Genomic DNA, 24,717 nt, shown 5'->3' on the forward strand with positions numbered 1-24,717 from the left:
GGGTCAGCGTTGGCGAAGGGTGCGGATGTCGAGGCCGCCATTGACAACTTCCTGAGCTACGGCACTGATTTTACGGTTGTGCGCTCGGGCGTAGAACCGAATCGTTGCAAAGGCTTCCCACAAAGGTATTCCCGTAATTCCTGCCAGCAGCCCCTTGGCCTGCTCAATCACGGTCCGACTTTCCAGTGCAAGCTGGAGTTGCCGGTTTCGGGTGGATTGTTCACGCAGTGAGCGTTCCTGGAGGAGTCCGATGGTGGCCACATCCGCCAGGGCTTGCGCGAGGTCCACATCAGCCTGGGCCAGGTAGGCGGCGGGCCCGACACCGTACAGGCTCATGATGCCAATCACCTCGTCCCGTAGCCGCAGCGGCAGGGAGTGGGCAACAGTAAATCCAGCTGCCCTGGCCGTTTCACAAAACCTTGGCCATCGCTCAACGTTGGCGGCAAGATCAACATTAACGATCGGCTCGCCTGAGGTGAAGCTCTCCAGACAGGGGCCTTGCAAATGCTGGAGCTCAAACATTTCCATCCGTTCGGCACGCTCACTGGAGGTGGCCATGACCCGGAGCCTGCCGTTTGGGTCGGCCAGCAGCAGCCCCGCCGCGTCGATGTCCAAGAGCTCAACAGCTCGGGCTGTGAGGTTGAACAGAAAATCGGGGATATCAAAATCGTTGACCAAGGTGTCTGCCAATTGCACAAACACGCGGCCCAGTTGTTCATGAACTGCCATGGCGTCAATCTCTCCGAAGCGTCCAGCATGCTTCCCTCCAATCATGAACTTCGAGAGGAGTCACGGTCAACCATCGGCATCGTGAACCACTCGCTGCAGTTGCGAGAAGATACCCCACCCATTGCCCTGTTGCGCCCTGCTGGTTGCGTGCTAGCGTGAGCCTGACCGTCTGTGACCAGCCTTTTGGCGTTGCGACGAGACAACCAGCAGCGGCACCCACCAAGGAGCGTAAAGCATGCTTTCACAAAAGTCCCTGCCCGTGATCAAGGCAACCCTGCCCGTAGTTGGGGCCAACATCCAGGACATCGCCGAGTGCTTTTATGGGCGCATGTTCAGCGCCCGCCCGGAGCTGCTGGACGGACTGTTCAACCGGGGCAATCAGGCTGACGGGCAGCAGCAGCAGGCCCTTGCTGGATCCATTGCCGCGTTCGCCACCATGTTGGTGGAGAATCCCGGTCACTTACCTGAAGCGCTTCTGTCTCGGATCAGCCACAAGCACGTCTCACTGGGCATCAACCCAGACCAGTATCAGATAGTCCATGACCACCTTTTCGCAGCGATCGTCGAGAAACTCGGAGACGCCGTCACCGACGAGGTCGCAGCGGCGTGGGAGGAAGTGTATTGGCTGATGGCCAACACCCTCATCAGCCTCGAGCGCGGCCTCTACAACGCTGTCGGGCTGAACCCGGACACCGTCTGGCGGACCTGGCGCGTTGCCGAGCGCATCCAGGAAACCGAGGACGTCGTCAAGATCACCTTTGAACGAATCGACGATAGGGACGTCAAGCCGTCCCTGCCGGGTCAGTACGTCACGCTCCAGATGCCCACGCTGGACAATAAGCACCAGCCCCGCCAGTACAGCCTGATCACAGCCGACGACGGTTATCACCGCCGTCTTGCCATCAAGCGCCTCTCGGAGCCTGGCAAACCCGACGGTGAAGTTTCCAGCCTGCTCCATGACAACGTCCAGATCGGCGACGAGCTGGTCATGTCCGCCCCGTTCGGTGATGTGGTCATGGATGACACGGACCGTCCGGTCGTCTTTGCGAGCGCCGGGATCGGCATCACGCCCATGGCCGGGATGGTCTCCCACCTCAGCCGCCAGCACTCATCCCGGCAGGTGAAGTTCCTCCACGCAGGGACCTCGCCCGAGACGTTCGCATTACGGGAGCAAGTCACGGCGGACTTGGCATCACTGCCTGATGCCGCCATGACCATGTGGTACGAGAAAGGCGCGGAAAACTCTTCCCCAGACGCCGATGTGCGCAGCGGCTTCATGGACGTCCGCTCCGTTGACCTCCCCGTGGGTGCGACATACTACTTGTGCGGGCCGGTCGTCTTCATGCAAGTCGTGCGGGAAGACTTGCTCGCACTGGGCATCCACCCACGAGACATCCAATACGAGGTCTTCGGTCCCGACCTCTGGCAAGCCGACTTTCAATAACCTGTACAAGCCGGTGGCGGCCACTGCTGGCCACCACCTTCAGCGAGTTCCTAGCGCAGCACGATCGTCCTGTTGCCTTGGACAATCACCCTTCCTTCGCAGTGCCAGCGCACGGCGTTGCTCAGAGCTTTGCATTCGGTGTCCCGCCCGGCCGCAACGAGGTCGTCGGGGCCAAAGGTATGGTCCACCTCCACCACCTGTTGGGAGATGATGGGCCCCTCGTCCAGCTCGCTGTTGACGTAGTGCGCGGTGGCACCCACCGTCTTGACACCGCGCGCGTACGCCTGGTGGTACGGCTTCGCACCCTTGAAACTGGGCAGGAACGAGTGGTGGATGTTGATGGCCTTCCCCTCCAGCTGCTGGGTCAAACCATCACTGAGCACCTGCATGTAGCGGGCCAGCACCACAAGTTCCACATCGAACTCCTTCACCAGTTCAAGCAGACGGGCCTCTGCCGCCGGCTTCGTGGCAGCCGTGATGGGCACGTGGAAAAACGGAATCCCGTGCCACTCCGCCAACCTTTGGTGATCGAGGTGATTGGAGACGACGGCGACGACGTCCAGCGGCAGTTCCCCGGTCCTGGTCCTGAACAACAGGTCGTTGAGGCAGTGCTCAAATTTGGAGACCATGATCAACACGCGCCGCTTCGCCCCGTGGGGGCGAAGCTGCCACCGCATGCCGTGACGCTGGGCCAACGGCTCGAACTGCTTCCGCAGCTCCTCAACACTCTCCGCTCCTGCCGGAGCTTCAAAGTGGATGCGCATGAAGAAGTGCCCTTTGGGTTCACCTTGGTGCCCGTTGGCACCGAAAGCCCCCTGCTCGATGTGCCTGCGGTCGCTGAACTGCAGGTTGTCGATGATGTCTGCCCCGCGTTCCAGCAGGAAGCCGGAGACGGCGTTGACAAGGCCGGCACTGTCAGGACAATCCAACGTCAAGACATGTTGGTTAGTTCCAGCCCGGGCGCCGGTGTCCCCGCCTTGGCGGGGTTCAGTGTTGGTGGCTTCCATGGCTCAGCACTCAATCACGTTCACGGCGAGGCCCCCACGCGAGGTTTCCTTGTACTTCGTCATCATGTCGGCACCTGTCTGACGCATCGTTTCGATCGCTTTGTCCAATGATACTTTTTGACTGCCGTCACCGTGCGTGGCCAGCCGCGCGGCGTTGATCGCCTTGACGCTGGCGATCGCGTTGCGTTCGATGCAGGGGATCTGCACCAGCCCGCCCACGGGATCGCAGGTCAGCCCCAGGTTGTGTTCGATCCCAATTTCCGCCGCGTTTTCGGCTTGGATCGGTGTTCCGCCCAGCGCCTCGCACAGCGCCCCGGCTGCCATGGAGCAGGCAGAGCCCACTTCGCCCTGACACCCCACCTCTGCACCGGAGATGGAGGCGTTGAGCTTGAACAGGATGCCAATGGCAGCCGCCGTCAGCAGGAACCGCACCACGCCGTCCTCATTGGCTCCGGGCACAAACTTCATGTAGTAGTGCAGCACGGCCGGAATGATGCCAGCCGCCCCGTTGGTGGGCGCCGTGACAATCCGCCCCCCCGCCGCGTTTTCTTCATTGACGGCGAGCGCGAACAGGTTCACCCATTCCATGGCACGCAGCGGGTCATCCACGTTGGTGGGCTTTTCCAGCGTGCGCAGCAGTCCGGGTGCCCGGCGGGTCACTTTCAACCCGCCAGGCAGGATGCCGTCCGCCGCACAGCCGTTGTCGACGCATTCCTGCATGACCGCCCAGATCTTCAGCAGCTTCGCACGCAGTTCCGCCTCGGTGTGCCAGACCATCTCGTTGGCCATCATGACCTCCGAGATGGACATGCCTTCCCGTGCGCAGATTGCCAGCAATTCATCTGCCGTGCCGAACGGGTGGGGCAGGACAGTCTTGTCCGTGACCACCCTGTCCGCGCCCACGGCTTCCTCGTCCACTACGAAGCCGCCGCCCACTGAGTAGTACGTGCGTTCACGCACCACGGCACCGCTGTGGTTGGTGGCTTGGAATGTCATGCCGTTGGGATGGGCCGGCAGCGACTTGCGCCGGTGCAGGACCACGTCTTCGGCAAAGTTGAAATCAATACGGTGCGTGCCGCCCAGCATCAGCCGGGCGTCCAGGGCGGCCTCGGCCACTTGGTCGTCCGCAGTGGCGGTGTCCACGGATTCCGGGTCCTGTCCCTGCAGTCCCAGCACCACGGCCTTGTCCGAGCCGTGGCCGCGCCCGGTGGCCCCTAGGGAGCCAAAGAGCTGGGTCTGGACACGCACCACGTCGGCAAGCTCGCCGTCGTGCGCCAAGCCGTCGGCAAAGCGTTTGGCCGCCCGCATTGGGCCCACCGTATGGGAGGAGGAAGGCCCAATGCCGACAGTGAACAGGTCAAGGACACTCAGGGCCATGATGTGCCCTCGGCGGCGAATTCCACCATGCCGTCCAGGAGCCAGCGGCCCAGGTAGTCCGCGAAGGACGACCGCGGGAACAGCTGGAAGGTCTCATCGGCGCTCTTGAACAGGACGGTGGGGATCTTGTTGATCTCCGTGGTGATGGCCGTACCGGCAGCGATGGTCCGCGGGTGCAGGTCCGCCGCGCAGCTCTTCTCCAGCACCGCCCGGGCGCTGGGCCCGGACAACTCGAACGTGGTGCGGTTACTGGAGAGGTCGATGACCTGCCCGGCGCCGTCGCCCAAGGCTTCCAGCAGGGAGGTGACGAGGGCGCTGGGGCCGGGTTCGCCGTCGTCCGGGGCAACCACCAGGAACTCATCCGGGGCCAGCCACAGCACCGCTGCACCTGACTCACCCGTGGTGACGTCCCCACTGTTCAAGGGCAGTCCGCCCGTGAGCTCCCCGATCCGGGTGCCGACCTCCGAGGTCGGGTCGACACGGATGCCGACCATCCGCTGGAAGGGAACCTCGCGCAGGGTGACCCCGCGCTCCCCCGCCACCGAGCCGACGGTGAAGTCCGTCCACAAGTGGTGTGCGGGGCTCCGGCGCAATGCCAAAACTTCTGTGTTCTGTGCTGTGTTACCCATCTCGGCGCGTCCCTTCTGCATCAAAAAGTACTGTTTCTCCAACAACCACATCGACCAGCTCCGAACCGACGGAGGCCAGCAGGGACTCCCCAATCCGGTTGCGGCCGTTCTTGATCATAGCCAAGCCAAATGAACGGCCCAAGGCTGCACTGTGGTAGCTGGAGGTGACGAATCCCTGCATGGGCACCGGACCGTAGGCCGGGTTGACCACAATCCCCTTTTCCACCAGCTGGGTGCCTTCCGGCAACCGGATGCTGCCGTTCACCGGCAGCACGGTGACCATGTGCTTGCGGTCTTCACGGACGGCATCGGCACGCAGGTAGGAGCGCTTGCCGATGAAGTCCTTGACCTTGGAAACCACCCAGTCCATGCCCGCATCCTGCGGGGTGACCGTGCCGTCGGTGTCCTGCCCGACGATCGGGTAGCCCTTTTCGGCACGGAGCACGTGCATGGTCTCGGTGCCGTACGGGGTGATGTTGAATTCCTCCCCGGCGGCCGTCACAGCCTCCCACGTGGCCAGCCCGTACCAGGCCGGCACGTTGATCTCGTAGGCGAGTTCCCCTGAGAAGGAGATCCGGCAAACCCTGGCGGGGACGCCGGAGGCCAATACGGTCTCGCGGAACGTCATGAACTTGAAATCCTCGTTGGAGAGGTCAAGCTCCGGGGCCACCTTGGCCAGCACGGCGCGGGATTTGGGCCCGACGACGGCGATGGTGGTCCACTGCTCCGTCACCGAGGTGAACACGACGTCCAGCTCGGGCCATTCGGTCTGCTGCCATTCCTCCAGCCAGTCCAGCACCTTGGCGGCGCCTCCTGTGGTGGTGGTCATGAAGTAGCGGTCATCGTCCAGGCGCAAGGTCACGCCGTCGTCGAAGATCATGCCGTCCGGGGTGCACATGACACCGTAGCGGGCGGAGCCGGGGGCGAGCTTCTTGAACGCGTTGGTGTAGATGCGGTTCAGGAACTCTCCGGCATCCTTGCCACGGATCTCGATCTTGCCGAGGGTGCTGGCGTCCATGTAACCCACGGATTCGCGGGTGGCGGCGCATTCGCGCAGCACTGCCGCGTCCATGTCCTCACCCGGCAGCGGGTAGTACCACGGCCGCTTCCACTGGCCGACGTCCTCGAACAGTGCCCCGCGGTCCTCGTGCCACGTGTGCACCGAGGTGCGCCGAGCGGCGTCGAACAAGTTCCCGCGCTGGCGTCCGGCCAAGGCCACGAACGGCACCGGTGTGAAGGGCGCCCTGTACGTGGTGGTGCCGATCGCACCGATGTCGGAGTCCACCACGGTGCCCTGCTGGCGGAATGCTGCCGCGATGACGCCAATGGCGTTCACGCCGGAGGTCTTGCCCTGGTCGTTGGCGGTACTGATGGAGGTGTAGCGCTTGATGTGCTCCACGCTGCGCAGCCCGGCGCCGGTTGAACGCCAGACGTCTGCCACGGTCTGGTCGCGCTGGAAGTCAACGAAGTGGTGGCGCCAGTCCGACGCCGTCCCTTCCGTGCCGCCGACCAACCAGAGTGCGCGGGTGGGGCCGGTGGGCTGCGCCGGGCGGGCCGGGCGGGATGCTGCGGCGGTGGCGGCGGCAACGGCGACGGAGGTGGCGTAGCCGGCGTTCACGGCGGCAACAGCACCTGCAGCGGCGCCTTCGGCCACACAGTCAGCCAGTGCGTAGCTGCCGCGGCAGGCACCCACATTCTGCTGGTCATTGATCACGCTGGCGGGCACAAACCCCGCCAGATCGGCGTCCCAGCGCACTTTGCCCTGGCGTTGGCTGTGCAGGTGCACCACGGGGCTCCAGCCACCGGAGACGGCGAGCAGGTTGGCCTCGATTTCCTCGGCGTCACCCACTGGTGAACCGTCCTCGTCAATGGCGGAGACGGTTACGGAGAAGAGCCGGCCTTCGGCGTCGGCTGCGGTGTTGACGACTGCGCTGCCGGTGATGACGTGCACGTCTTCGCTGAGCGCTGCAGCTGCGGCAAGCTCAGAGAACTGCGGTCGGGCATCCACCACGGCTGCCACGTCGATTCCGGCTGCGAGCAGGTCTGCGGCGAGCTGGTAGGCGCTGTCGTTGGTGGTTCCAATGACTACGCGGGAGCCGGCTGCCACGCCGTAGCGGTTCAGGTAGCTGCGTGCCGCCGAGGCGAGCATGATGCCGGGCCGGTCATTGTTTTCGAACACGATGGGGCGTTCGTGGGCGCCGGTGGCCAGGACCAGCTGCTTGGCGCGGATGTGCCAGATGCGCTGGCGGGACACGCCGTCGGCCGGTGCCTCATCGATGTGGTCGGTGCGGTTTTGTGCGGCCAGGACATAGTTGCTGTCGTAGGAGCCGAATGCCGAGGTGCGGTGGAGCACGGTGCACTCAGGCGCTGCGGCCAGTTCGGCAGCGATGCCGGCAACCCACTCCAGTGCGGGTTTGCCTTCGACGTTCTCGTCGCGGCCGGAGAGCAGGTCCCCGCCGAGTTCGGGCTGGTCATCGATGAGGATGACACGGGCGCCGGTTCGGGCAGCGTCCCGGGCTGCGGCGAGCCCTGCGGGTCCGCCACCAACCACGAGCACGTCGGTGTGGACGTACTTTTTGTCGTAGATGGCCTCATCCTCGGAGGGGTCCAGCTTGCCGAGTCCGGAGAGGAGCTCGACATCGAGCCCTTCCACGAGGGAGACGGTGGTGGCGGGCAGCATGGATTCGGCTGCGTGGCCGGGGAAGCGGCCGGCGACCTTGATGAGGGCGTTGGACTCTTCAACTCCTGCCGAGAGGATGCCGCGGGGGCGGTCCTCATACAGGGAGTTGCCGGCGGCCACCCGGCCGTTGGCGATCATGGCAGAAGCCACGGTGTCACCGGGGTGGCCGGTGTAGCGGACTCCGTCCACGGTGAAGTTCAACGTGGTGCTGCGGTCGATCCGCCCGCCGGTTGTGAGCCGGTTCTGCTGCTGGTTCTCAGTGGTCATCTCTACACTCCTTCCGATGCTGTGGTGGGGTTTGCCTGGGCCGGGGCCAGTGGTTGGGCTTGTTCGGGTTCCGTCGCCGACGCTATGCGTTCAAGGGTTTCGGGCTGAAGCTCCCCGATCCGGTAAACGGCCTTGACCTCGTAGCTAACGGTGTCGCGGACCATGTTGAACCACTTGCGGCAGCCGGCGCTGTGCACCCACCGCTCGGCGAAGAGGCCCTTCGTGTTTTCGCGGTAGAACAGGTACTCTGCCCACTCCCGGTCGGAGAGCTCCCCCGGGCTTTCGGGGTAGGCCACGTGGGCCTGTCCGCCGTAGTGGAATTCGGTTTCGTTGCGCGGCCCGCAGTTGGGGCAGGTAAACAACAACATCTGTTGATCCTTCTCGTGTTTGGTGGGGCCGGTTTTAGTGGGCGACGGCTGCGGCGCCGTGCTCGTCGATGAGGTGCCCGGTTTCGAACCGGTCCATTCCAAAGGGCTTGTTCAGCGTGTGCGGTGAACCGGTGGCGATGGTGTGCGCAAACGTCAACCCGGCGGCGGGTGTGCCCTTGAAGCCGCCGGTCCCCCAACCACAGTTCACGAACATGTTCTCCACCGGCGTGGTGCCGACAATGGGTGAGGCGTCCATGGTGGTGTCCACGATGCCACCCCAGGTGCGCAGTACGTGGGCCCTGGCGAAGATCGGGAAAAGCTCGACGGCGGCAGCCATCTGTTCCTCGATGACGTGGAAGGAGCCACGCTGGCCGTAGCCGTTGTAGGAGTCCACGCCGGCGCCCATGACCAGTTCGCCCTTGTGGGCCTGGGATACATAGACGTGCACGTGGTTGGACATGACCACCGTGGGGTGGACCGGTTCGTGAAGTTCCGAGACCAGCGCCTGCAGCGGGTGGGACTGGATGGGGATACGGAATCCTGCCATCTCCGCAAGCACTGAGGTGTGCCCGGCCGCGCACAGCCCCACCTTTTCGGTGTTGATGTTGCCGCGGGTCGTCTTGACGCCGGTGACCTTGTTCCCGTCCTTGATGAAGCCGGTGACTTCACAGTTCTGGATGATGTCCACGCCCATCTCGTCGCACTTGCGGGCGAAGGCCCAGGCCACGTGGTCGTGCTTGGCGATGCCGGCACGCGGCTGGTAGGTGGCGCCCATGACTGGGTAGCGGATGTTGTCATTGATGTTCAGGATGGGGCACAGTTCCTTGACCTGCTTGGGGTCCAGCCATTCGGCGTCGACCCCGTTGAGCTGGTTGGCTCCCACGCGGCGCATGCTCTCACGCACATCGCCGAGGGTGTGGGCCAGGTTCATGACACCGCGCTGGCTGAACAGGAAGTCGTAGTCCAGTTCCTCCGGCAGGATCTCCCACAGCTTCAGGGAGTGCTCGTAGATGGCCGCGCTTTCATCCCACAAGTAGTTGGAGCGGATGATGGTGGTGTTGCGGGCCATGTTGCCACCGGCCAGCCAGCCCTTCTCCAGGATCGCGATGTTGCGCATCCCGTGGTTCTTGGCCAGGAAGTAGGCGGTGGCCAGCCCGTGCCCGCCCCCGCCGACGATCACGGCGTCGTAGGACTTCTTCGGGTCCGGGTTGCGCCACAGGAATTCCGGGTGTTCTGGCAGGTGGTCGGCGCTCACTGGCTGTCTCCGTTCGAGGTGGTTCCGGCGCCGTTTGAAAGGCCGCTGCCGGACAGGGATGGGTAAAGGGGGAACTTCTCGGCCAGCACGGTGACGCGGTCGCGGAGGAGCACTGCGGCTTCTTCGCTGAGCTCACCCTTGATGGCCTCGGCAATGATGTCGGCGACCTCGGTGAACTCGGCCGGGCCAAAGCCGCGCGTGGCCAGGGCCGGGGTGCCGATGCGCAGTCCGGAGGAGATCATCGGCGGGCGGGGGTCGAAGGGGACGGCATTGCGGTTGACGGTGATGCCGATCCGGTGCAGCCTGTCTTCACCCTGCTGGCCGTCAAGTGCGGAATTGCGCAGGTCAACCAGCACGAGGTGCACATCGGTACCGCCGCCCACCACGGAGATGCCGTGCTCGGCAACATCCGGGGCAAGCAGCCGCTCGGCAAGGATCTTGGCACCTTCAAGGGTGCGAAGCTGGCGCTCCTTGAAACCTTCGGTCGCGGCGATCTTGAAGGACACTGCCTTCGCGGCGATCACGTGCTCCAGCGGGCCGCCCTGCTGGCCGGGGAACACGGCGCTGTTCATCTTGCGTGCCAGTGATTCCTTGCAGAGGATGACGCCGCCGCGCGGACCGCCCAAAGTTTTGTGCGTGGTGGTGGTGACGACGTCGGCGTACGGCACCGGGTTGGGGTGCAATCCGGCGGCAACCAGACCGGCAAAGTGGGCCATGTCCACCATCAGGTAGGCGCCCACCAAATCGGCGATGCGGCGGAACTCGGCAAAGTCCAGCTGGCCGGTGTAGGCAGACCAGCCGGCCACAATCAGTTTCGGCTTGTGCTCAACGGCGAGTGCCTCCACCTCCGCCATGTCCACTTTCATGTCTGTTTCGCTCACATGGTACGGAACCACGTTGTACAGCTTGCCGGAGAAGTTGATGCGCATGCCGTGCGTGAGGTGGCCACCGTGGGCCAGGTCAAGTCCCAGGATGGTGTCACCGGGGTTCAGCAGTGCGAACATGGCCGCGGCGTTGGCCTGGGCACCGGAGTGCGGCTGGACGTTGGCTGCCTCGGCTCCAAACAGCGCCTTGACCCGGTCAATGGCGAGCTGCTCAATAACATCGACGTGTTCGCAGCCACCGTAGTAGCGCTTGCCGGGCAGGCCTTCTGCATACTTGTTGGTCAATACGGAGCCCTGGGCCGTCATCACGGCCTGCGGGGCGAAGTTCTCGGAGGCGATCATCTCCAATGTTGATTGCTGGCGGAGCAGTTCCGCAGCAATGGCTTCGTCAACTTCATTGTCAACGTCGGCCAGTGCTGCCGTCATCACATCCATCATCAAGTTCTCCTCTGCTTGGCAGTCCTCGCGGTCTGCTGTCCAACTGATGTCTAACTGATATATTAGATTGAATGCAACAATATGGTGTAGATCACAAAGTGTCAAGACCGGCCAAGAAAATCTTGACGCAATAATGTAACCGGACCGCATACCACTTTAGGAAGGGGCGCAAGATGAGTCTTCCGCTCGAGGATGGCAGGGCCAACGCAGCCGACATCTCATTGGCTGAGCAGGCCTACAAGCAGTTGCGCGACCGTCTGATCATGCTGGAAATCAGGCCCGGAGAAGCCATAAATGACAGCGCTCTAGCCGCGGAATTTGGGATCGGACGAACTCCGGTGCGCGAGGCGCTCAAACGACTGGAGAGCGACCGACTCGTGGTTTCCTTCCCTCGTCGAGGGACATTCGCGACCAGCGTGGACATCACTGAGCTGGCGGATGTCTCTGAAATTCGAGAGCGGCTGGAACCGTTGGCAGCTGAGCGCGCTGCCAAACTGGCAACACCCACCATGCGGGCGGAGCTGCTGGGCGTGGCCGCGGCCATAGCCAGAATGGACACCTCCACGCCTGACCAGCGAGAGCTAATGCGCTATGACATCCGGGTTCATCGACTGATTTACGCTGCGGCGAGCAATCCGCATCTGGAGGACGTACTGATCCGTTACGACAATCTGGCCACGCGGATCTGGTGCATGGTCCTGGACAAGGCCCCTTCCGTGTCGTCGCACATCAGCGAACATGTGGAACTTCTTGAAGCCGTTGCTGCCGGCAACCATGATCTGGCAGGAAGACTGGCCTTGGAGCATGTGACGAGCTTTGAGTCAACCATCAGGAGCGTGCTTTAGGACAGCCGTGCAGCAAGTGGCGGGGTCCAAGCATGTTGCACAGGTCACATTTTTACGGTAATTTGTGAAACGCAACTCATATATCAGTTGTTTGTCAGTCAGAAATCAATGCCGATTCCATCACTTCAGGTCCGTACCGCGCTGACAGCAACCCTCCCAAAACCGAGCCCCGGCCCGAGAAAAGGACCCACCATGGCAGAGACACGCCTCGTCCGAGTTAAATCTGAACGCATGGGGAAGGCTGGCATTCTGCGAGTACTCACGTACGCTGGCGTGATCCTCGCCTTCCTGATTGGCTCCGGCTTCGCAACCGGACAGGAAATTCTTCAATACTTCACGTCCTACGGTTACTGGGGCATCTTCGGGACAGGACTGGTGGTCCTGCTGCTCATGTCCTATGTGGCAGTTGAATTCTTCACAGTTGGCCAAGCGAAGAAATTTGAGCGGCCATCGCTGATTTTTCACTACTACTGCGGCAAGCACCTCGGAACGTTCTTTGATTTCTTCTCGATTCTCTTTGTTTTCTTGAGCTTTGCCGTGATGATCTCCGGCGCCGGTGCCGTTTTTCAGGAGCACTACGGACTGTCGAAATACGTGGGTGGGATCGGACTTGCCATTGCCGTCGGCATTACCGTGTGGTTCGGTTTGAAAAACCTGGTCGACGTCATCGGCAAGATCGGTCCGGTGATCGTCCTGATTGCGGTCTCACTGGGCATCTTGGGGATCCTCCGCAACCCTGGAGGGATCGCCGAGGGGCACTCGCTGCTGGGTGGCCTGGAGCTGACTCAAGCATCGTCAAACTGGTTCATGTCAGGACTGTCCTACGTCGGCTTCTGCATGCTGTGGCTGGCTGCTTTCCTCACCGCACTCGGAAAAACAGCGCGCAGCCGCAGGGAAGCAGCTGCTGGCGGCCTCTTGGGAGCCACCGCATTTTCGATCGCCTGCATCATCGTGGGCTTGGGTCTCCTCGCGAACATCGTCCGCGTCAACGGCACGGAAATTCCGATGCTAGTGCTCGCAAGGGATCTTAGTCCGGTTCTCGCGGCCGGAATTTCCGTCATGATCCTCGGTGGCATCTATACGACCGCAATCCCGCTGCTGTGGACTGTCTCTTCGCGATTCTTCGCAGACAAAACACTCCGATTCAGGTACTTGACCCTCGCACTCGCAGCCATCGGAACCCTCGTCGGATTGGTTCTGCCCTTCTCCCAGATGGTCAACATTGTCTACGTGGTCAACGGCTACGTGGGCGTGGTGCTATTGATCCTTATGCTGATCAAGACTGGTACGCGAATCATCCGGCGGCAGCGGCTCTAACGCAGCAACACGTGCAGCAAAACGCTGCACGTGTTGCGCGCCAGCGTGCCTGCCGCCCATCGCAATCCACGGGTACTCGCGAACTTGCCTTTAGGAGCCTGCGAACTTGTTGCCGTGTTGGAAGATTTTTGTCGATCCTGTCCAGCGCTGAGGTCTGGTCAGCGAAGACGTCTCCCTGCTCGGAAGCCGAAGCCAACTCCTACTCAAACCTTCCCGTCATCAAAACTATGGAACGGGTTCAACGCACCCTCCAAAAAACCCAGGGTTTACAGCAGTATCCGCCGTCAACTAACCGTTGGCATGGTAGGTGAAGCCCTCCGGTGAGCAGAAGCCGCTCACCGGCAGACGGGCCGCTGGTCTTACAGGCCAGTGCCGACCGATTAGGGACTCGTTGTCCTGCAGCCTCAGTGCACGAATCGCCTGAGCATCTTGAGCCCACTGCTACCTGCCGCCCACTATCTCAGCAGTTGCTTGTGTGCACCACGCAGGCCCGGATCAAGCCAGAGGACGCCGCGCCCACCGCCACACCGGCGGTGTCTCAGCCGGACTACCCGGCCAACGCCGTAGTCGGCGTCGCGGTGTCCTCCCCAATAGCTCGCGCACTTTTGCGCAACTGTATCGAAGCTCGATGCCCCAACGTACGTTGATAGTTTCGCACTGGATCCGCTGCCAAAACATGATCCACAGCCACGCCGTAACGCCCCGCGATCTTGCAAATCTCACGCCATGATACGGAGAGCACACGTGCCTGCCCTACTGACAGCGGCTTGGGGTTCCCCATAAATTCCAGGCCGCTGCCACTAGATATGCAACAGAGTTGCGTAGAGTGAAACAACTCGAATTACTCTGACGAGTGATGCTGAGCCCACGAATATCCCACTCAGATGGAGCTTGGAATAAAAGTTATTTGCAGTCGGTATCGAAAAACCGTTGACAGTGACCCAGGACACACATAGTCTGGTGCAACAGCGTTGCGTAAGACGCAACCCCAAACTTTTTGGTGGATTCAATGACAAATAGCAACCTCCCAGGTTCCGGATACTCGGCAAAGGTGCCGAATGCAGCTGGCAACTTAACCTTGAGCGGCCAGCCTCGTCCTGATGACGGCACCGGCCCCAGTAAGCAAACCCTGCGAAAAGTTGTCGGTGCCAGCTTCATCGGCAACTTTGTCGAATGGTTTGACTACGCCGTCTACGGTTACCTCGCGGTCACCATTTCCCACGTATTCTTCCCCGAAGCTGACGGGCAGACAGCCCTGCTGCTGACTTTCGGCCTTTTCGCAGTATCCTTCTTCGTCCGCCCCCTCGGTGGATTCATCTGGGGCCACATCGGAGACCGGGTCGGTCGCAAGAACGCCCTGTCGCTGTCCATCCTGATCATGTCCGCGGCAACCTTTGCCATTGCGCTGATCCCCGACTACAACATCATCGGCATCTGGGCACCCATCCTGCTGCTGATCATCCGTCTCGTGCAGGGCTTCTCCGCAGCCGGCGAGTACGCTGGCGCCTCGGCGTTCCTTGTTGAGTACGCCCCGCCGAACAAGCGCGGCCTGTACGCCGCCGTCGTGCCGGCCAGCACGGCCACCGGCCTGTTGCTGGGCTCCTTGATTGCGCTGTTGCTCTCCGTATCCCTCTCCCCCGACCAGTTGAACTCCTGGGGCTGGCGCCTGCCGTTCCTGCTGGCAGCCCCCATGGGTCTGATCGGCCGGTACATTCGCGTCAAGCTGGAGGACACCCCGGCATTCCTGGCGCTGGAACAGGAAGACGAAGCCATCAAGGCCCCCGTCCTGGCCATGTTCCGCGAACACTGGCGCACACTCTTGATCGCCGTTGGTTCAGTGGTCCTGAACGCTGTCGGCTTCTACGTGATCCTGAGCTACATGCCCACCTACCTCCATGACGTGGTGGGACTGGACGCCTCACTGTCCTTCCTGGCCACCACGGTTGCCCTTGCCACCTACATCGGCTTCATCTTCCTCACCGGTATGGCATCGGATAAGTTCGGCCGGAAGCGGGTGCTGATCACCGCATCGATCCTCTTCGTGCTGCTGACGGTTCCGGCCTTCATGCTCCTGTCCACAGGAAACTTCCTCGTCATCATCCTGGTCCAGATCCTTTTGGGCGCCATGCTGACCCTCAATGACGGCACGCTGCCCAGCTTCCTGGCTGAGCTGTTCCCCACCAAGGTCCGCTACAGCGGATTCGCCGTGAGCTTCAACCTCTCGAACGCACTCTTTGGCGGCACGGCACTCTTCGTCTCGACACTGCTGATCAATGTCACCGGTTCGCACATCGCACCGGGCTGGTACTTGATGGGAGCCGCCGTCGTATCCCTGATCGCAGTGTCCCTCGCCAAGGAAACCTCCAAGGCACCACTTCTCACGTAATAGCCGCACCATGGCATCCCAGACTTACCTCGCAATCTACATACGCAACATCATCAAGGAGCAATCATGAGCATGAGCCTTCCCACCACCGCAACCAACGTCTCCGAGCTGGAGCGGTTGAAGGTGCTGCACAACGGGACGAAGGTGCCGTTGACCTTCTCCGACGCCGAACTCGAGCGCCGCATCGCCGGCCTGCGGGAAATCATGGCAGCAAAGGACCTGGACGCCGTCGTCCTGACCAGCTACCACTCGATCAAGTACTACTCCGATTTCCTGTTCACCTACTTCGGCCGCTCCTACGCCATGGTCGTCACGGCCAACGACACCGTCACCGTCACCGCCAACATCGACGCCGGCATGCCGTGGCGCCGCAGCTACGGCGACAACATCGTGTACACGGACTGGCGCCGCGACAACTACATCTTCGCCATCCAGGAAGCACTGCGCACCCGCGGCGTCACCGTCCGCCGCCTCGGCGTCGAAGATGACACCCTGCCCCTGGACAACCGCAACAAGATCCAAGCAGCATTCCCCGGCGCCACACTTGTCGACGTCGCCCAGGCCGCCATGCGCCAGCGCATGATCAAGTCCGCAGAAGAAATCGAAGTCATCAAGCACAGCGCCCGCATCGGCGACATCGGCGGCGAAGCCATCCGCAACGCCATCAAGGTCGGCATCTCCGAATACGAAGTCGCCTTGATCGGCACCGAAGCCATGGTGCACGAGATCGCCAAGACCTTCCCCGACTCCGAAATCCGCGACACCTGGGTATGGTTCCAGTCCGGCATCAACACCGACGGCGCCCACAACTGGGCCACCACCCGCAAACTGCAAGAACACGACATCCTGTCACTGAACTGCTTCCCCATGACCAGCGGCTACTACACCGCCTTGGAGCGCACCCTGTTCCTCGGCGAGCCCGATGCCCGCTCGCTGGAGCTGTGGAACGTCAACGTTGAGGTCCACCGCCGCGGACTGGAACTCATCAAGCCCGGCGCCGTCTGCAAGGACATCGCCGCGGAACTGAATGAAATCTACGTAGACCGCGGCCTGCTCGCCAACCGCACGTTCGGCTACGGCCACTCCTTCGGCGTCCTCTCCCACTACTACGGCCGCGAAGCCGGACTGGAACTGCGCGAGGACATCGACACCGTGCTGGAGCCGGGCATGGTGGTCTCCATGGAGCCGATGATCACTGTTCTAGACGGCCAGCCCGGCGCCGGCGGCTACCGTGAGCACGACATCCTGGTGGTCGGCGAGGACGGCGCTGAGAACATCACGAAGTTCGGGTTCGGTCCCGAACACAACATCGTCGACGTTTAGCCAGCAGGTAAGTCACAGCATTTTCAAGCAAGGCAGATGTGCTGTGGTGGCCGGCCAGGTCGCCACAGCACATCTGCATTTGTGCTTCCATGCAGAAATGTGGCGGGATAAGGAAAGATGGTTTCCATGAGTATTGCAACAGTGAAGTCCGACGCCGGGAACGGCACCACCGATGCGCGCGGCACCTCTGTCATTGTGAACGCGATCGCCGTGCTGCGGTGTTTTTCCGCTGCGGAGCCACTGTTGGGCGTCACGGAGATTGCAGACCGAATTGGCATGCACAAGAGCACGGTGTCCCGACTTCTGGTCACCTTGGAGCAGGAAGAGCTGGTGGAGCGCGGCTCGGATGGACGCCGGTACAAGCTGGGGCTTGGCCTGATCGCCATGGCGGGGCCGCTGCTGGCGGAGCTGGATGAACGGCGCGTGGCCTATCCCATTCTCCAGCGCCTGACCGAGCGCACCGCCGAGACCAGTGCCTTGATGGTGTGGAACGGCCGCGAGTCCATGTGCGTGGAACAAATCCCCAGCCCCCAGCAGGTGAAGCACACCGCACCTCTTGGTGCCCGCTACCGTGATGCGATGAGTTCTTCGGTGCAGGTTTTCCTTTCCCTGGAATCCGAGGAACGGGTGCGTGAACTCATGGTTAATGGCACCATCCATTTTGCCGGTCTCGACGAAACCGGCTTGGAGGCCTATTTAGTGCGGCTCGCCGATGTCGCCAAGCGTGGCTATGCCACCAACTATGGCGAGTCATCCATGGATGAGGTGGGTGTGGCCTCGGCGGTCTTCGACCACCGAGGAGAAGCGGTGGCTGCCGTCCTCATCCCGGCACCCCGGTTCCGGGTGTCCCCGGAACAGCTGCAGACATTGGGTGAGGCTGCGAAGCAGTGTGCCCACATCATCACGCTCAGGCTTGGCGGGGCACCAACCCACTGATCCTGCATCCATGGCGCAAACGAACCTGCAGGCGTAGCTTGGTGACATGACGGAACAACAGCCGTACCAGATTGAGCAAAAATTCACCGACTTTGAGGTTCGTCGTTACCCCGAACATCTTCTTGCCGAGGTCATCATCGAGGGTTCCTTCGAAGACGCCGGCAACCGCGCATTTCGGTACCTTTTTTCCTACATCGGCGGTGAGAACCGCTCAAACCGCAAGATCGCCATGACGGCACCGGTGGTGCAGGACGCTGAGTCGGAAAAAATCCAGATGACCGCTCCCGTTGTGCAGCAGGGAATGGAGGATGCCTCCGGCAGCGCCGAGACGAAAAAGTTCCGGGTTGCCTTTGTTCTGCCCGAAGGTTTCACCTTGGAGAACGCACCGCAGCCCACCAGCTCACAGGTGCAATTGCGCGTGGTTCCGGAGGCCCGGGCTGCGGTCATCAGATTCAGCGGCCGGTGGAGCACGGAGAGCTATCGGCGCCATCTTGAGAAGCTCAGAGAGGCTGTGGGGGCGGCAGGACTCACGTGCGTCGGTCCACCAAGATTCGCCAAATTCGACCCACCGTTCAAGCCATGGTTCATGCGCCGCAACGAAATAATGCTTGACCTTTTCAACAGCTCTCCGGCCGCTTCCGGACATTGATCAGCAGCTTCGCTTCCGCACCTCTAGCCAAAGGCGGAAGCAGGAAGGCTTGCCTCGTTGTCCGCGATGGCTGCCGCTATCCGGTCTGCAACAGCGTCCGGATCCAAGCCTTGGGGCAGATTCGGTGGAGTTCCGGAGATGGGGCGCAAATGAAGTCCGGTTTGCGTGTGCGGGGGGCGGACATCGAGAACCCGTATTTTGTGCCGGCGCAGTTCCGCGGCCATGGCTGTGCTGAAACCGGTCAATGCAGCTTTGGTCGCCGAATATGCGGCCATACCCTTCATCGGAGTTTCTGCCACAACAGCGCTGAGGTGCACCACCACGGACCCTGGATTCAGCTGCAACAGCAAACTCCGCAACAACCGCACAGGAGCAACGAAGTTCAGCAGCAGCAGCTCATCGAACGTATCGTCGTCCAGTTCCTCCAACGGCCCGAATGCAACTACACCGGCCGCATAAATCACACCGTCAAGCCCACCACCTTCTGCCACTGCAGCAGCCACGGTAGCTGGACCACCCGGGATGCTGAGGTCAGCAGTCACAGTTGCAACAACCCCATCGCCGAGTTCTCCGGCCAGAGCAGAAAGTTTCGCCTCGTTCCGCCCTGCAAGCGTGAGGCGTGCCCCTTCCTGGACCAACCGGCGGGAGATGGCGGTCCCAAGCCCGCCCGTGGCGCCAACAACCAGCAGATGGGCATCGCGTAAGTCTGTCATGGCCGAAGCGTAACAACAGGTCAAGTGTTCACACAATGGCCGGAAGTTGCCGGAGCCGGATTGAGGAGGACGCACATGGCAGCAGCGAATGATCCCGTACCGCCTAGATTTGAGCGACGAACTCCGGACTACCCCTGCTTGCTCAGCGACTTCACGAACGTCAGGCTGGCCTCGGTGATTTCCTTGCGTGCGGTGTCGGGACTGATGTCCGGTTGACCATCGCCGGCTTGGGGTCCATAGTTGCCGAAGTCCGCATGCACCCCGCCTTCAATGACCGTGTAGGTGGTCTTTGCCGGCAGGTTGGCCTTCGACGCGTTGATTTTTTCAGGTGTTGCCAATCCATCGTTTGAACCGGAGATCGAGAGCACCTTTGCCGTCAGCGTGCTCATGTCAGTTGCCGGGTAGGAGGCGTACAGCATGAGCCCCACCACGCCGTCGCCGGAAGGAGCGGAGTGGGACTGGGCGTCGATCGCAGCGACGGTGCCTCCCAGCGAGTGGCCTCCAACCACCCAGCGGTCAACGGGCGGGTGCTCTGCCCGTGCCGCATTGAAGGCGCCAGTGGACAGGAAGGCGATGCCAAATGGCTGCTTCGGTATGACCACGGTGTGGCCTGCTTCGGCCAACGGCCGCAGGAACGCGGCGTATGCGCGTGCATCGACACGGGCTCCGGGCTGGAAAAACACTCCGAGCTCGCTCACTGCTCCAGCTGGGCTCAAGACAATCTGCTCCGGCGTCTCGGAAACGGTGACCTTGGCGTCGGATTTCATGGCTGAGAGCGAGGGTTCAGTTGCAGTGGACGGTACAAGCCACAGCGCCATGGCCAATGCTGTGGCGAATACGGCGGCTGCAATCCACCGGAGGGCTTTGAACCTTGCTTGCGTCGCAGTTCGCCTGCCCCAGAAGCGCAGGGCAGCCACTACCCCGGCCAGGAAAATCACACTAAGCAGAACTGCATACGCGGGCTGACCGTGTATCAGCATGGCGCCTGTAAGGAAGGCTGCAACGGCTGCCACGATCACACCAACCACGGACAGGATACGCGCCGTCCAGAAGAGGGCGACGTCGGCCCGGCTGGCGGAGAGGGCATCTCCCGGCTGGCCTGCTGCAGTGTGTTTACGCTCTGGAGTGGTCATTTTGCCTACTCTACCGGCGTGCTCCTGTTGAGGGTGGTTGTGCACGATCTCCCCACACGTCCGTCGTTGTCGCCGCGCGCACCTGGTGGGCTTGCGGCTCGCTCCAGCAGTTAGACTCTGGGAATGGATGAATCGTTCACTGATCCCGTTGCTGAAGTCGTTCGGAAGACCGTGGCCCGCTCGCTGTTGGCATTCGCGGGGGTTCAAGGCGCGGTGATCACGGGACTGGTAGTACTGGACCTGATCAAAAAAAGGGGTCGAAGCAAACGCAAAGGCTTCCCACACCCCGGCATCTTTGACAGAACCATCGCTGACACAGATGTCACAACCTACACCTACGGTGCAGACCTGTATCGGGACATGCTCCAGGCAATCCGTGAAGCTAAAGACAGCATCCTGCTTGAGACTTTTATCTGGAAGAACGACGAAACCGGGCAGGAATTCAAAGACGCCATCAACGAAGCGGCCGGCCGGGGCGTGGACGTCTTTGTCATTTACGATGGATTCGCGAACTTGGTTGTGCCATCCTCGTTTTTCCGGTTCCACCCGGACGTGCACGTCCACCGTTTTCCCGTGATCCGTACCTCTATGCTCACCAAAACACTTCGGAGCACGGGGCTGGACCACCGCAAACTCCTGATCGTCGATTCTCAGATCGGATTCGTGGGCGGCTACAACATCGGGTCCCTGTACGCCACCGAATGGCGCGACACCCACCTGAGGCTCGTGGGCCCGTCCGTGTGGGACCTTCGCCAAGCGTTCGTGAACGTCTGGAACGAGAACGCCTCCGGAACCACCCCGGAGGTTCCCCACACCAACCCAGACGTGTGGGAACCACGGATCCGGACTGTCAACAACATGCCCGCGAATCTGGTCTACCCGATCCGTGGGGTCTACTTGGACGCGATCACCCGGGCCCAGGACCACATCTACGTCACCATGGCCTACTTCATCCCTGACCAGCAAATCCTCAGGGCACTACAAGCTGCCAGCAGGCGCGGGGTGGATGTTCGAATCATCCTCCCGCAAGATTCAAACCACATCCTCTCGGACTGGCTCTCGCGCGGGTTCTACCGTTCTCTGCTGGAGGACGGCGTGACCATCCTCCTCTACCGAAACGCGATGATCCACGCCAAAACAGCCACGATCGACGGCGGCTGGTCAACCGTGGGCAGCGCCAACATCGACAGACTAAGCCTGACCGGCAATTACGAGATCAACCTAGAAATCCACGACGAGGATTTCGCCTCAGACATGCAAAGAATATTCGAAGTAGACAGCCAGAACAGCAAAGTCCTGACCATGGACGAATGGCAGCACCGATCCCTCCTAGCCCGCTTCAGCGAAACAGTACTCATCCCCCTACGCCCCCTCCTCTGAAGTCCAGCTTGTAGACAACTTCATTTTGGAGTGTTCAGCGGAGCGTATCTCAGGATGATACCCCCGGTTGGTTTGCCAAATTTGTTGGCCCCGGTTCATTCATTTTTGTCGCCTGCCCCGAAAAGTGACACCGAGAAGATTTATCTTTTCAACAATTGATTTAACTGGCAGCACCGCTAGGGTAGGGACCAGCAGAAATCAACAAACCGGAAGGACGAAAATGAACGACGGCAACAATGAACCAGTCGAGATATCCACGCGCATGGGGCCGGGCGAATGGACCGATGAATCAATGGAAGAGCTGATCGCGTCCTACCAGCAGAAGTTGCGCACTATGGGCGCCCTTGATGACCAGATCAAAACCTCTGTGGAAACTTTTGAGAACGGATCTGCCACCGTCCATGTGAGCTGGCAGCGCACGGGGGCTCAAACCTTTGCAGAAAACGGGCAAAGTCTCGTGGCGGAGACCGAAGGCTCTCGCGGGCAGGGCGAGCACATACCGGCCGGCGAAACGACGACGGACTCCAAGGGCTTGGGAGCCGTACTAGGCGACGCTGATCGCTCAGCCATTGATGCGCCTCCCACTCAGCGGGCCATGGAGGCGGAGAGGAACCAGCAGACGCCCGACCTCCTCCTCTATACGGATGAGGAAGGAAAGACCTACGCGGAGGAAGTTGCCCCAGCCAAAGAATAGATCAGCTACAGGGCACAGCCGTAACAAGATGCCTCATCGCATGTCTTTGGAAGAAACCGCCGTTTAACGTTTCCTACCCGGCGTGGGGGAGCCGAGCCTCAAGTACACCTTCCACAACTCTCGTTTCAAAGAACGCCTGCGGCGACGTGGCTGGCCCACCTGTCACCTGTCCAGTGGCAAGTGAGAACCTGCTCCCATGCCAAGGGCATTCCACGCATGGAACCCCCTTGACCTCCAAAACCTCTCCGTCGCTCAACGGTCCGGAGAGGTGTGAGCACTCGTTGGACAGCACCGTCGCCTGCCCGTTGGCAACACGCCACACCAAGACGGATACCTCCCCCACCATGCGCTTCGTAAGTTTGCCGGGCGCTATGTTCGCCAGCCTGTCCACTGGGTGCCAGCCCGAGCTCACGAGGTGGGGCACGGATTCGGCATGGTTCGCGCCAGCTGCCAAACGGTAGGCCAGCTGTCCGCCAAGTGTCCCGCCAAAAGCAACAATGGCAAGTGCCGCTGCGGAGGCAATAGTTCCTGCCCTGTTTCGTTTGGTGCATCGCAGCACCAGGGATGCCCCAAACAGAAGCGCTCCTGTCGCATTGGCTGCGGAATGCACCAACCCCACCCGCTGATGTTGGGGGTGCAGTTCCAGCCAGTCCGCCAAGCCCGACAACACGGCAGGGGCGGCGCTCGCCAAGCCGACAGCAATAAGAACCCTCGACGCAGTGCTGGCGCCAGGAACAAAGTCCAAAAACACGGCCGAAGTCCAAGCACCTATTGGTATTTGCACTGCGAGCGGGTGCACAGGGTGTCCCGTGGGCACTCCATGAAGGATGTCCTTGACCGGCCCCGGACGGATAACTTGGCGGACCATTTGTCTAACAGCTGCCACAGCCCCATCCAAGACGTACGCGTTTTCCAGCCCATCCAGCATTTTAAACGGCAAAAGTGTTTCCATCACAGCCTCCTTGCCGCTTCAAGCGGCTCGATTCCAACGGGTTTTGAGATTAAGCGTGATTTTCCATTCTTGTCCCATCCAGTCTGTCCGGATACTTTTCACAGCGGTGGTCGTTGTTCAGTTCGCGTTGCGTTCCAGTTTTAGTGCAGTTTTCTTAGCGGCACGCTGAGTCAATACTTGGATGACAGCGCCCGTCAGAGCGGTGGCGACAGCAAAAACCAACACCCCTGGCAGTGGATTGTTGAGGTTCTGCGTTTCCCTGGGCGGTTCATGTCCGGTACTTTTCCGCCAGACCGTGTCCAGTCCCTTTCGGGCAAGTGCTCCGGTGCCCAAACTTGCGCCGAGACTAAGGAGTTTGATCAGAATTTGCATGCGATTCGGTCCGTTCATTGATTCGTAGTCCCATCTTTGCCAAAATCCGCACCTCAAACAAGGGCTTTGTGCCTGCCTCGCGCAGAGGTTCACCATCATCTCGCTTCATTGAAGCCGTTAGTGGTTACAGTGGGGTTTAGCGCGTCGCCGGGAAAACCGCAGAACTGGAGTTATGTCCACTTTCCGCGGCGGCCTTGCAGCAATAAACTACCGAAACACGCCGCACGCTCAGACAAGGAGATGTCCATGAAAGCAAAGTTGACGTTTATAGCGGGACTGGCGGTTGGCTACGTCGCAGGCACCCGCGTGGGACACCGCGGGTATGAAAGCTTGAAACATAATGCACGCGCCCTCTGGGAGACGGACACCGTACAGGAAACAGTGCAGAATTTGGAAGATTCGATCAAGGAAGAATCGAAGGACCTCGGTTTCCGCCTGTTTGGCAGGGTGGTGGGCCGCAGGGAAGCTGCCGCTGTCGAAACCAAAACTCTCCCCGATGTGGACTCCGACCCCGCCTTGAATGACGAAGTGGGCCAGGATTGGGCCGATGAAGGTGGCGCCGTGCCCCCGGGCCCCGCAAACTGATATGGTACGACACCTGATATCGCACGGTATTGCTCGCAAATAACAGCAACAGGTCTACAACCAAGAAAACAACATACAAGGAGAAAATCATGAGCAACGACAAAGACGTGGCGGCAAACGATCCCGCCAACAACAGCAAGCCGGCATCAGTGCCCAAGGAATCCGGGTACGGATCCCCGACGCCTGAGGAAGAAATGCCCGCCGGCCACGCGAGCACTTCCGGTCCGGCGGACGAGCAACCGTTGGAGGCGCCTTCGACAGATGCACCAATCAACGACGGCAACGCCGACTCCGCACGCGGAGACCGTGAGTCCTTCTCTTCAGAGCCCGACGAAGACGCTTCCGGGGCCTAGC

The 24,717-nt window shown here is 61.2% G+C and carries 22 protein-coding genes; 11 read left to right on the top strand and 11 right to left on the bottom strand.

From position 1 onward, the window contains the following. Positions 1-3 precede the first annotated feature (3 nt). A complete protein-coding gene (locus JMA46_RS06900) occupies positions 4-729 on the bottom strand; it encodes a GAF and ANTAR domain-containing protein (protein ID WP_207344605.1) in 726 nt (241 codons plus the stop codon). A 235-nt stretch (positions 730-964) separates the two neighbouring features. Here JMA46_RS06900 and JMA46_RS06905 point away from each other — a divergent pair, with 235 nt between their 5' ends. Continuing rightward, entirely contained in the window at positions 965-2,173 is a 1,209-nt protein-coding gene (locus tag JMA46_RS06905) for a globin domain-containing protein (protein WP_207344606.1), read from the top strand. Between the two features lie 50 nt (positions 2,174-2,223). Here JMA46_RS06905 and purU read toward each other — a convergent pair whose 3' ends face one another. Genes purU through glyA form a run of 7 tightly spaced genes read right to left on the bottom strand, consistent with a single transcriptional unit; the run spans position 2,224 to position 11,078 of the window. Continuing rightward, positions 2,224-3,180 (bottom strand): formyltetrahydrofolate deformylase, encoded by a 957-nt coding sequence (gene purU / locus JMA46_RS06910; protein ID WP_207344607.1) that lies wholly within the window; start codon positions 3,178-3,180, stop codon positions 2,224-2,226. Between the two features lie 3 nt (positions 3,181-3,183). Beyond that, a complete protein-coding gene (locus JMA46_RS06915; protein ID WP_207344608.1) occupies positions 3,184-4,557 on the bottom strand; it encodes an L-serine ammonia-lyase in 1,374 nt (457 codons plus the stop codon). Continuing rightward, complete coding sequence (locus JMA46_RS06920) at positions 4,548-5,186, bottom strand: sarcosine oxidase subunit gamma family protein (protein WP_207344609.1); 639 nt, start codon at positions 5,184-5,186, stop codon at positions 4,548-4,550. Before JMA46_RS06920 ends, JMA46_RS06915 begins: the two co-directional genes overlap by 10 nt. After that, positions 5,179-8,133: a 2Fe-2S iron-sulfur cluster-binding protein gene (locus JMA46_RS06925; protein WP_207344610.1), complete on the bottom strand. Its 2,955-nt coding sequence runs from the start codon at positions 8,131-8,133 to the stop codon at positions 5,179-5,181. Before JMA46_RS06925 ends, JMA46_RS06920 begins: the two co-directional genes overlap by 8 nt. 2 nt (positions 8,134-8,135) lie before the next feature. After that, positions 8,136-8,501, bottom strand: coding sequence for a sarcosine oxidase subunit delta (locus tag JMA46_RS06930; RefSeq protein ID WP_207344611.1), 366 nt, complete (start codon positions 8,499-8,501; stop codon positions 8,136-8,138). A gap of 34 nt (positions 8,502-8,535) precedes the next feature. Next, positions 8,536-9,756 carry a sarcosine oxidase subunit beta family protein gene (locus JMA46_RS06935; protein ID WP_207344612.1) on the bottom strand — a complete coding sequence of 407 codons (1,221 nt, stop codon included), beginning with the start codon at positions 9,754-9,756 and terminating at the stop codon, positions 8,536-8,538. Continuing rightward, positions 9,753-11,078, bottom strand: a complete 1,326-nt coding sequence (gene glyA / locus JMA46_RS06940; protein WP_282099558.1) for a serine hydroxymethyltransferase — start codon at positions 11,076-11,078, stop codon at positions 9,753-9,755. Before glyA ends, JMA46_RS06935 begins: the two co-directional genes overlap by 4 nt. 173 nt (positions 11,079-11,251) lie before the next feature. Here glyA and JMA46_RS06945 point away from each other — a divergent pair, with 173 nt between their 5' ends. The 6 genes from JMA46_RS06945 (at position 11,252) to JMA46_RS06970 (ending at position 18,534) form a co-directional block, all read left to right on the top strand. Continuing rightward, positions 11,252-11,923 (top strand): GntR family transcriptional regulator, encoded by a 672-nt coding sequence (locus tag JMA46_RS06945; RefSeq protein WP_207344613.1) that lies wholly within the window; start codon positions 11,252-11,254, stop codon positions 11,921-11,923. 192 nt (positions 11,924-12,115) lie between these two features. Further along, positions 12,116-13,240 (top strand): hypothetical protein, encoded by a 1,125-nt coding sequence (locus JMA46_RS06950; RefSeq protein ID WP_207344614.1) that lies wholly within the window; start codon positions 12,116-12,118, stop codon positions 13,238-13,240. 1,009 nt (positions 13,241-14,249) lie between these two features. Then, positions 14,250-15,626 (top strand): MFS transporter, encoded by a 1,377-nt coding sequence (locus tag JMA46_RS06955; RefSeq protein WP_207344615.1) that lies wholly within the window; start codon positions 14,250-14,252, stop codon positions 15,624-15,626. A gap of 72 nt (positions 15,627-15,698) precedes the next feature. Beyond that, positions 15,699-16,949, top strand: coding sequence for an aminopeptidase P family protein (locus JMA46_RS06960; protein ID WP_207344651.1), 1,251 nt, complete (start codon positions 15,699-15,701; stop codon positions 16,947-16,949). 117 nt (positions 16,950-17,066) lie between these two features. Continuing rightward, positions 17,067-17,885, top strand: a complete 819-nt coding sequence (locus tag JMA46_RS06965; protein WP_207344616.1) for an IclR family transcriptional regulator — start codon at positions 17,067-17,069, stop codon at positions 17,883-17,885. A 46-nt stretch (positions 17,886-17,931) separates the two neighbouring features. Beyond that, entirely contained in the window at positions 17,932-18,534 is a 603-nt protein-coding gene (locus tag JMA46_RS06970; protein ID WP_207344617.1) for a heme-binding protein, read from the top strand. A gap of 23 nt (positions 18,535-18,557) precedes the next feature. Here JMA46_RS06970 and JMA46_RS06975 read toward each other — a convergent pair whose 3' ends face one another. Both JMA46_RS06975 and JMA46_RS06980 read right to left on the bottom strand, forming a co-directional pair. Next, positions 18,558-19,247 (bottom strand): SDR family NAD(P)-dependent oxidoreductase, encoded by a 690-nt coding sequence (locus tag JMA46_RS06975; RefSeq protein ID WP_207344618.1) that lies wholly within the window; start codon positions 19,245-19,247, stop codon positions 18,558-18,560. A 128-nt stretch (positions 19,248-19,375) separates the two neighbouring features. Further along, positions 19,376-20,380 carry an alpha/beta hydrolase gene (locus tag JMA46_RS06980; protein ID WP_207344619.1) on the bottom strand — a complete coding sequence of 335 codons (1,005 nt, stop codon included), beginning with the start codon at positions 20,378-20,380 and terminating at the stop codon, positions 19,376-19,378. Between the two features lie 123 nt (positions 20,381-20,503). On the opposite strand from JMA46_RS06980, the gene JMA46_RS06985 reads away from it, so the two are divergent. Together JMA46_RS06985 and JMA46_RS06990 are read left to right on the top strand one after the other, a co-directional pair. After that, the gene (locus tag JMA46_RS06985; RefSeq protein ID WP_207344620.1) at positions 20,504-21,760 is read left to right on the top strand and encodes a phospholipase D-like domain-containing protein; all 1,257 of its coding nucleotides are present in this window, start codon (positions 20,504-20,506) and stop codon (positions 21,758-21,760) included. A gap of 220 nt (positions 21,761-21,980) precedes the next feature. Further along, entirely contained in the window at positions 21,981-22,454 is a 474-nt protein-coding gene (locus JMA46_RS06990) for a hypothetical protein (RefSeq protein ID WP_207344621.1), read from the top strand. Between the two features lie 73 nt (positions 22,455-22,527). Here the strand turns inward: JMA46_RS06990 and JMA46_RS06995 are convergent, their stop codons facing one another. Next, entirely contained in the window at positions 22,528-23,406 is an 879-nt protein-coding gene (locus JMA46_RS06995) for a Rieske 2Fe-2S domain-containing protein (protein ID WP_207344622.1), read from the bottom strand. Positions 23,407-24,024: 618 nt separating this feature from the next. On the opposite strand from JMA46_RS06995, the gene JMA46_RS07005 reads away from it, so the two are divergent. Next, positions 24,025-24,363, top strand: coding sequence for a hypothetical protein (locus JMA46_RS07005; RefSeq protein ID WP_207344624.1), 339 nt, complete (start codon positions 24,025-24,027; stop codon positions 24,361-24,363). A gap of 89 nt (positions 24,364-24,452) precedes the next feature. Next, positions 24,453-24,716: a hypothetical protein gene (locus tag JMA46_RS07010; protein WP_207344625.1), complete on the top strand. Its 264-nt coding sequence runs from the start codon at positions 24,453-24,455 to the stop codon at positions 24,714-24,716. Position 24,717 lies beyond the last annotated feature (1 nt).

The sequence above is a fragment of the Arthrobacter sp. E3 genome (genome assembly GCF_017353415.1).
In the GTDB taxonomy this organism is placed as follows: Bacteria; Actinomycetota; Actinomycetes; order Actinomycetales; family Micrococcaceae; genus Specibacter.

Bases quoted from the DNA above. Each gene is read 5' to 3' on its own strand.
- JMA46_RS06995 (WP_207344622.1), bottom strand. From the start codon at position 23,406: ATGGAAACACTTTTGCCGTTTAAAATGCTGGATGGGCTGGAAAACGCG.
- purU (WP_207344607.1), bottom strand. From the start codon at position 3,180: ATGGAAGCCACCAACACTGAACCCCGCCAAGGCGGGGACACCGGCGCC.
- JMA46_RS07005 (WP_207344624.1), top strand. From the start codon at position 24,025: ATGAAAGCAAAGTTGACGTTTATAGCGGGACTGGCGGTTGGCTACGTC.
- JMA46_RS06960 (WP_207344651.1), top strand. From the start codon at position 15,699: ATGAGCCTTCCCACCACCGCAACCAACGTCTCCGAGCTGGAGCGGTTG.
- JMA46_RS06965 (WP_207344616.1), top strand. From the start codon at position 17,067: ATGGTTTCCATGAGTATTGCAACAGTGAAGTCCGACGCCGGGAACGGC.
- JMA46_RS06955 (WP_207344615.1), top strand. From the start codon at position 14,250: ATGACAAATAGCAACCTCCCAGGTTCCGGATACTCGGCAAAGGTGCCG.
- JMA46_RS06945 (WP_207344613.1), top strand. From the start codon at position 11,252: ATGAGTCTTCCGCTCGAGGATGGCAGGGCCAACGCAGCCGACATCTCA.
- JMA46_RS06975 (WP_207344618.1), bottom strand. From the start codon at position 19,247: ATGACAGACTTACGCGATGCCCATCTGCTGGTTGTTGGCGCCACGGGC.
- JMA46_RS06930 (WP_207344611.1), bottom strand. From the start codon at position 8,501: ATGTTGTTGTTTACCTGCCCCAACTGCGGGCCGCGCAACGAAACCGAA.
- JMA46_RS06900 (WP_207344605.1), bottom strand. From the start codon at position 729: ATGGCAGTTCATGAACAACTGGGCCGCGTGTTTGTGCAATTGGCAGAC.
- JMA46_RS07010 (WP_207344625.1), top strand. From the start codon at position 24,453: ATGAGCAACGACAAAGACGTGGCGGCAAACGATCCCGCCAACAACAGC.
- JMA46_RS06920 (WP_207344609.1), bottom strand. From the start codon at position 5,186: ATGGGTAACACAGCACAGAACACAGAAGTTTTGGCATTGCGCCGGAGC.
- JMA46_RS06990 (WP_207344621.1), top strand. From the start codon at position 21,981: ATGAACGACGGCAACAATGAACCAGTCGAGATATCCACGCGCATGGGG.
- JMA46_RS06985 (WP_207344620.1), top strand. From the start codon at position 20,504: ATGGATGAATCGTTCACTGATCCCGTTGCTGAAGTCGTTCGGAAGACC.
- JMA46_RS06915 (WP_207344608.1), bottom strand. From the start codon at position 4,557: ATGGCCCTGAGTGTCCTTGACCTGTTCACTGTCGGCATTGGGCCTTCC.
- glyA (WP_282099558.1), bottom strand. From the start codon at position 11,078: ATGATGGATGTGATGACGGCAGCACTGGCCGACGTTGACAATGAAGTT.
- JMA46_RS06925 (WP_207344610.1), bottom strand. From the start codon at position 8,133: ATGACCACTGAGAACCAGCAGCAGAACCGGCTCACAACCGGCGGGCGG.
- JMA46_RS06950 (WP_207344614.1), top strand. From the start codon at position 12,116: ATGGCAGAGACACGCCTCGTCCGAGTTAAATCTGAACGCATGGGGAAG.
- JMA46_RS06905 (WP_207344606.1), top strand. From the start codon at position 965: ATGCTTTCACAAAAGTCCCTGCCCGTGATCAAGGCAACCCTGCCCGTA.
- JMA46_RS06970 (WP_207344617.1), top strand. From the start codon at position 17,932: ATGACGGAACAACAGCCGTACCAGATTGAGCAAAAATTCACCGACTTT.
- JMA46_RS06980 (WP_207344619.1), bottom strand. From the start codon at position 20,380: ATGACCACTCCAGAGCGTAAACACACTGCAGCAGGCCAGCCGGGAGAT.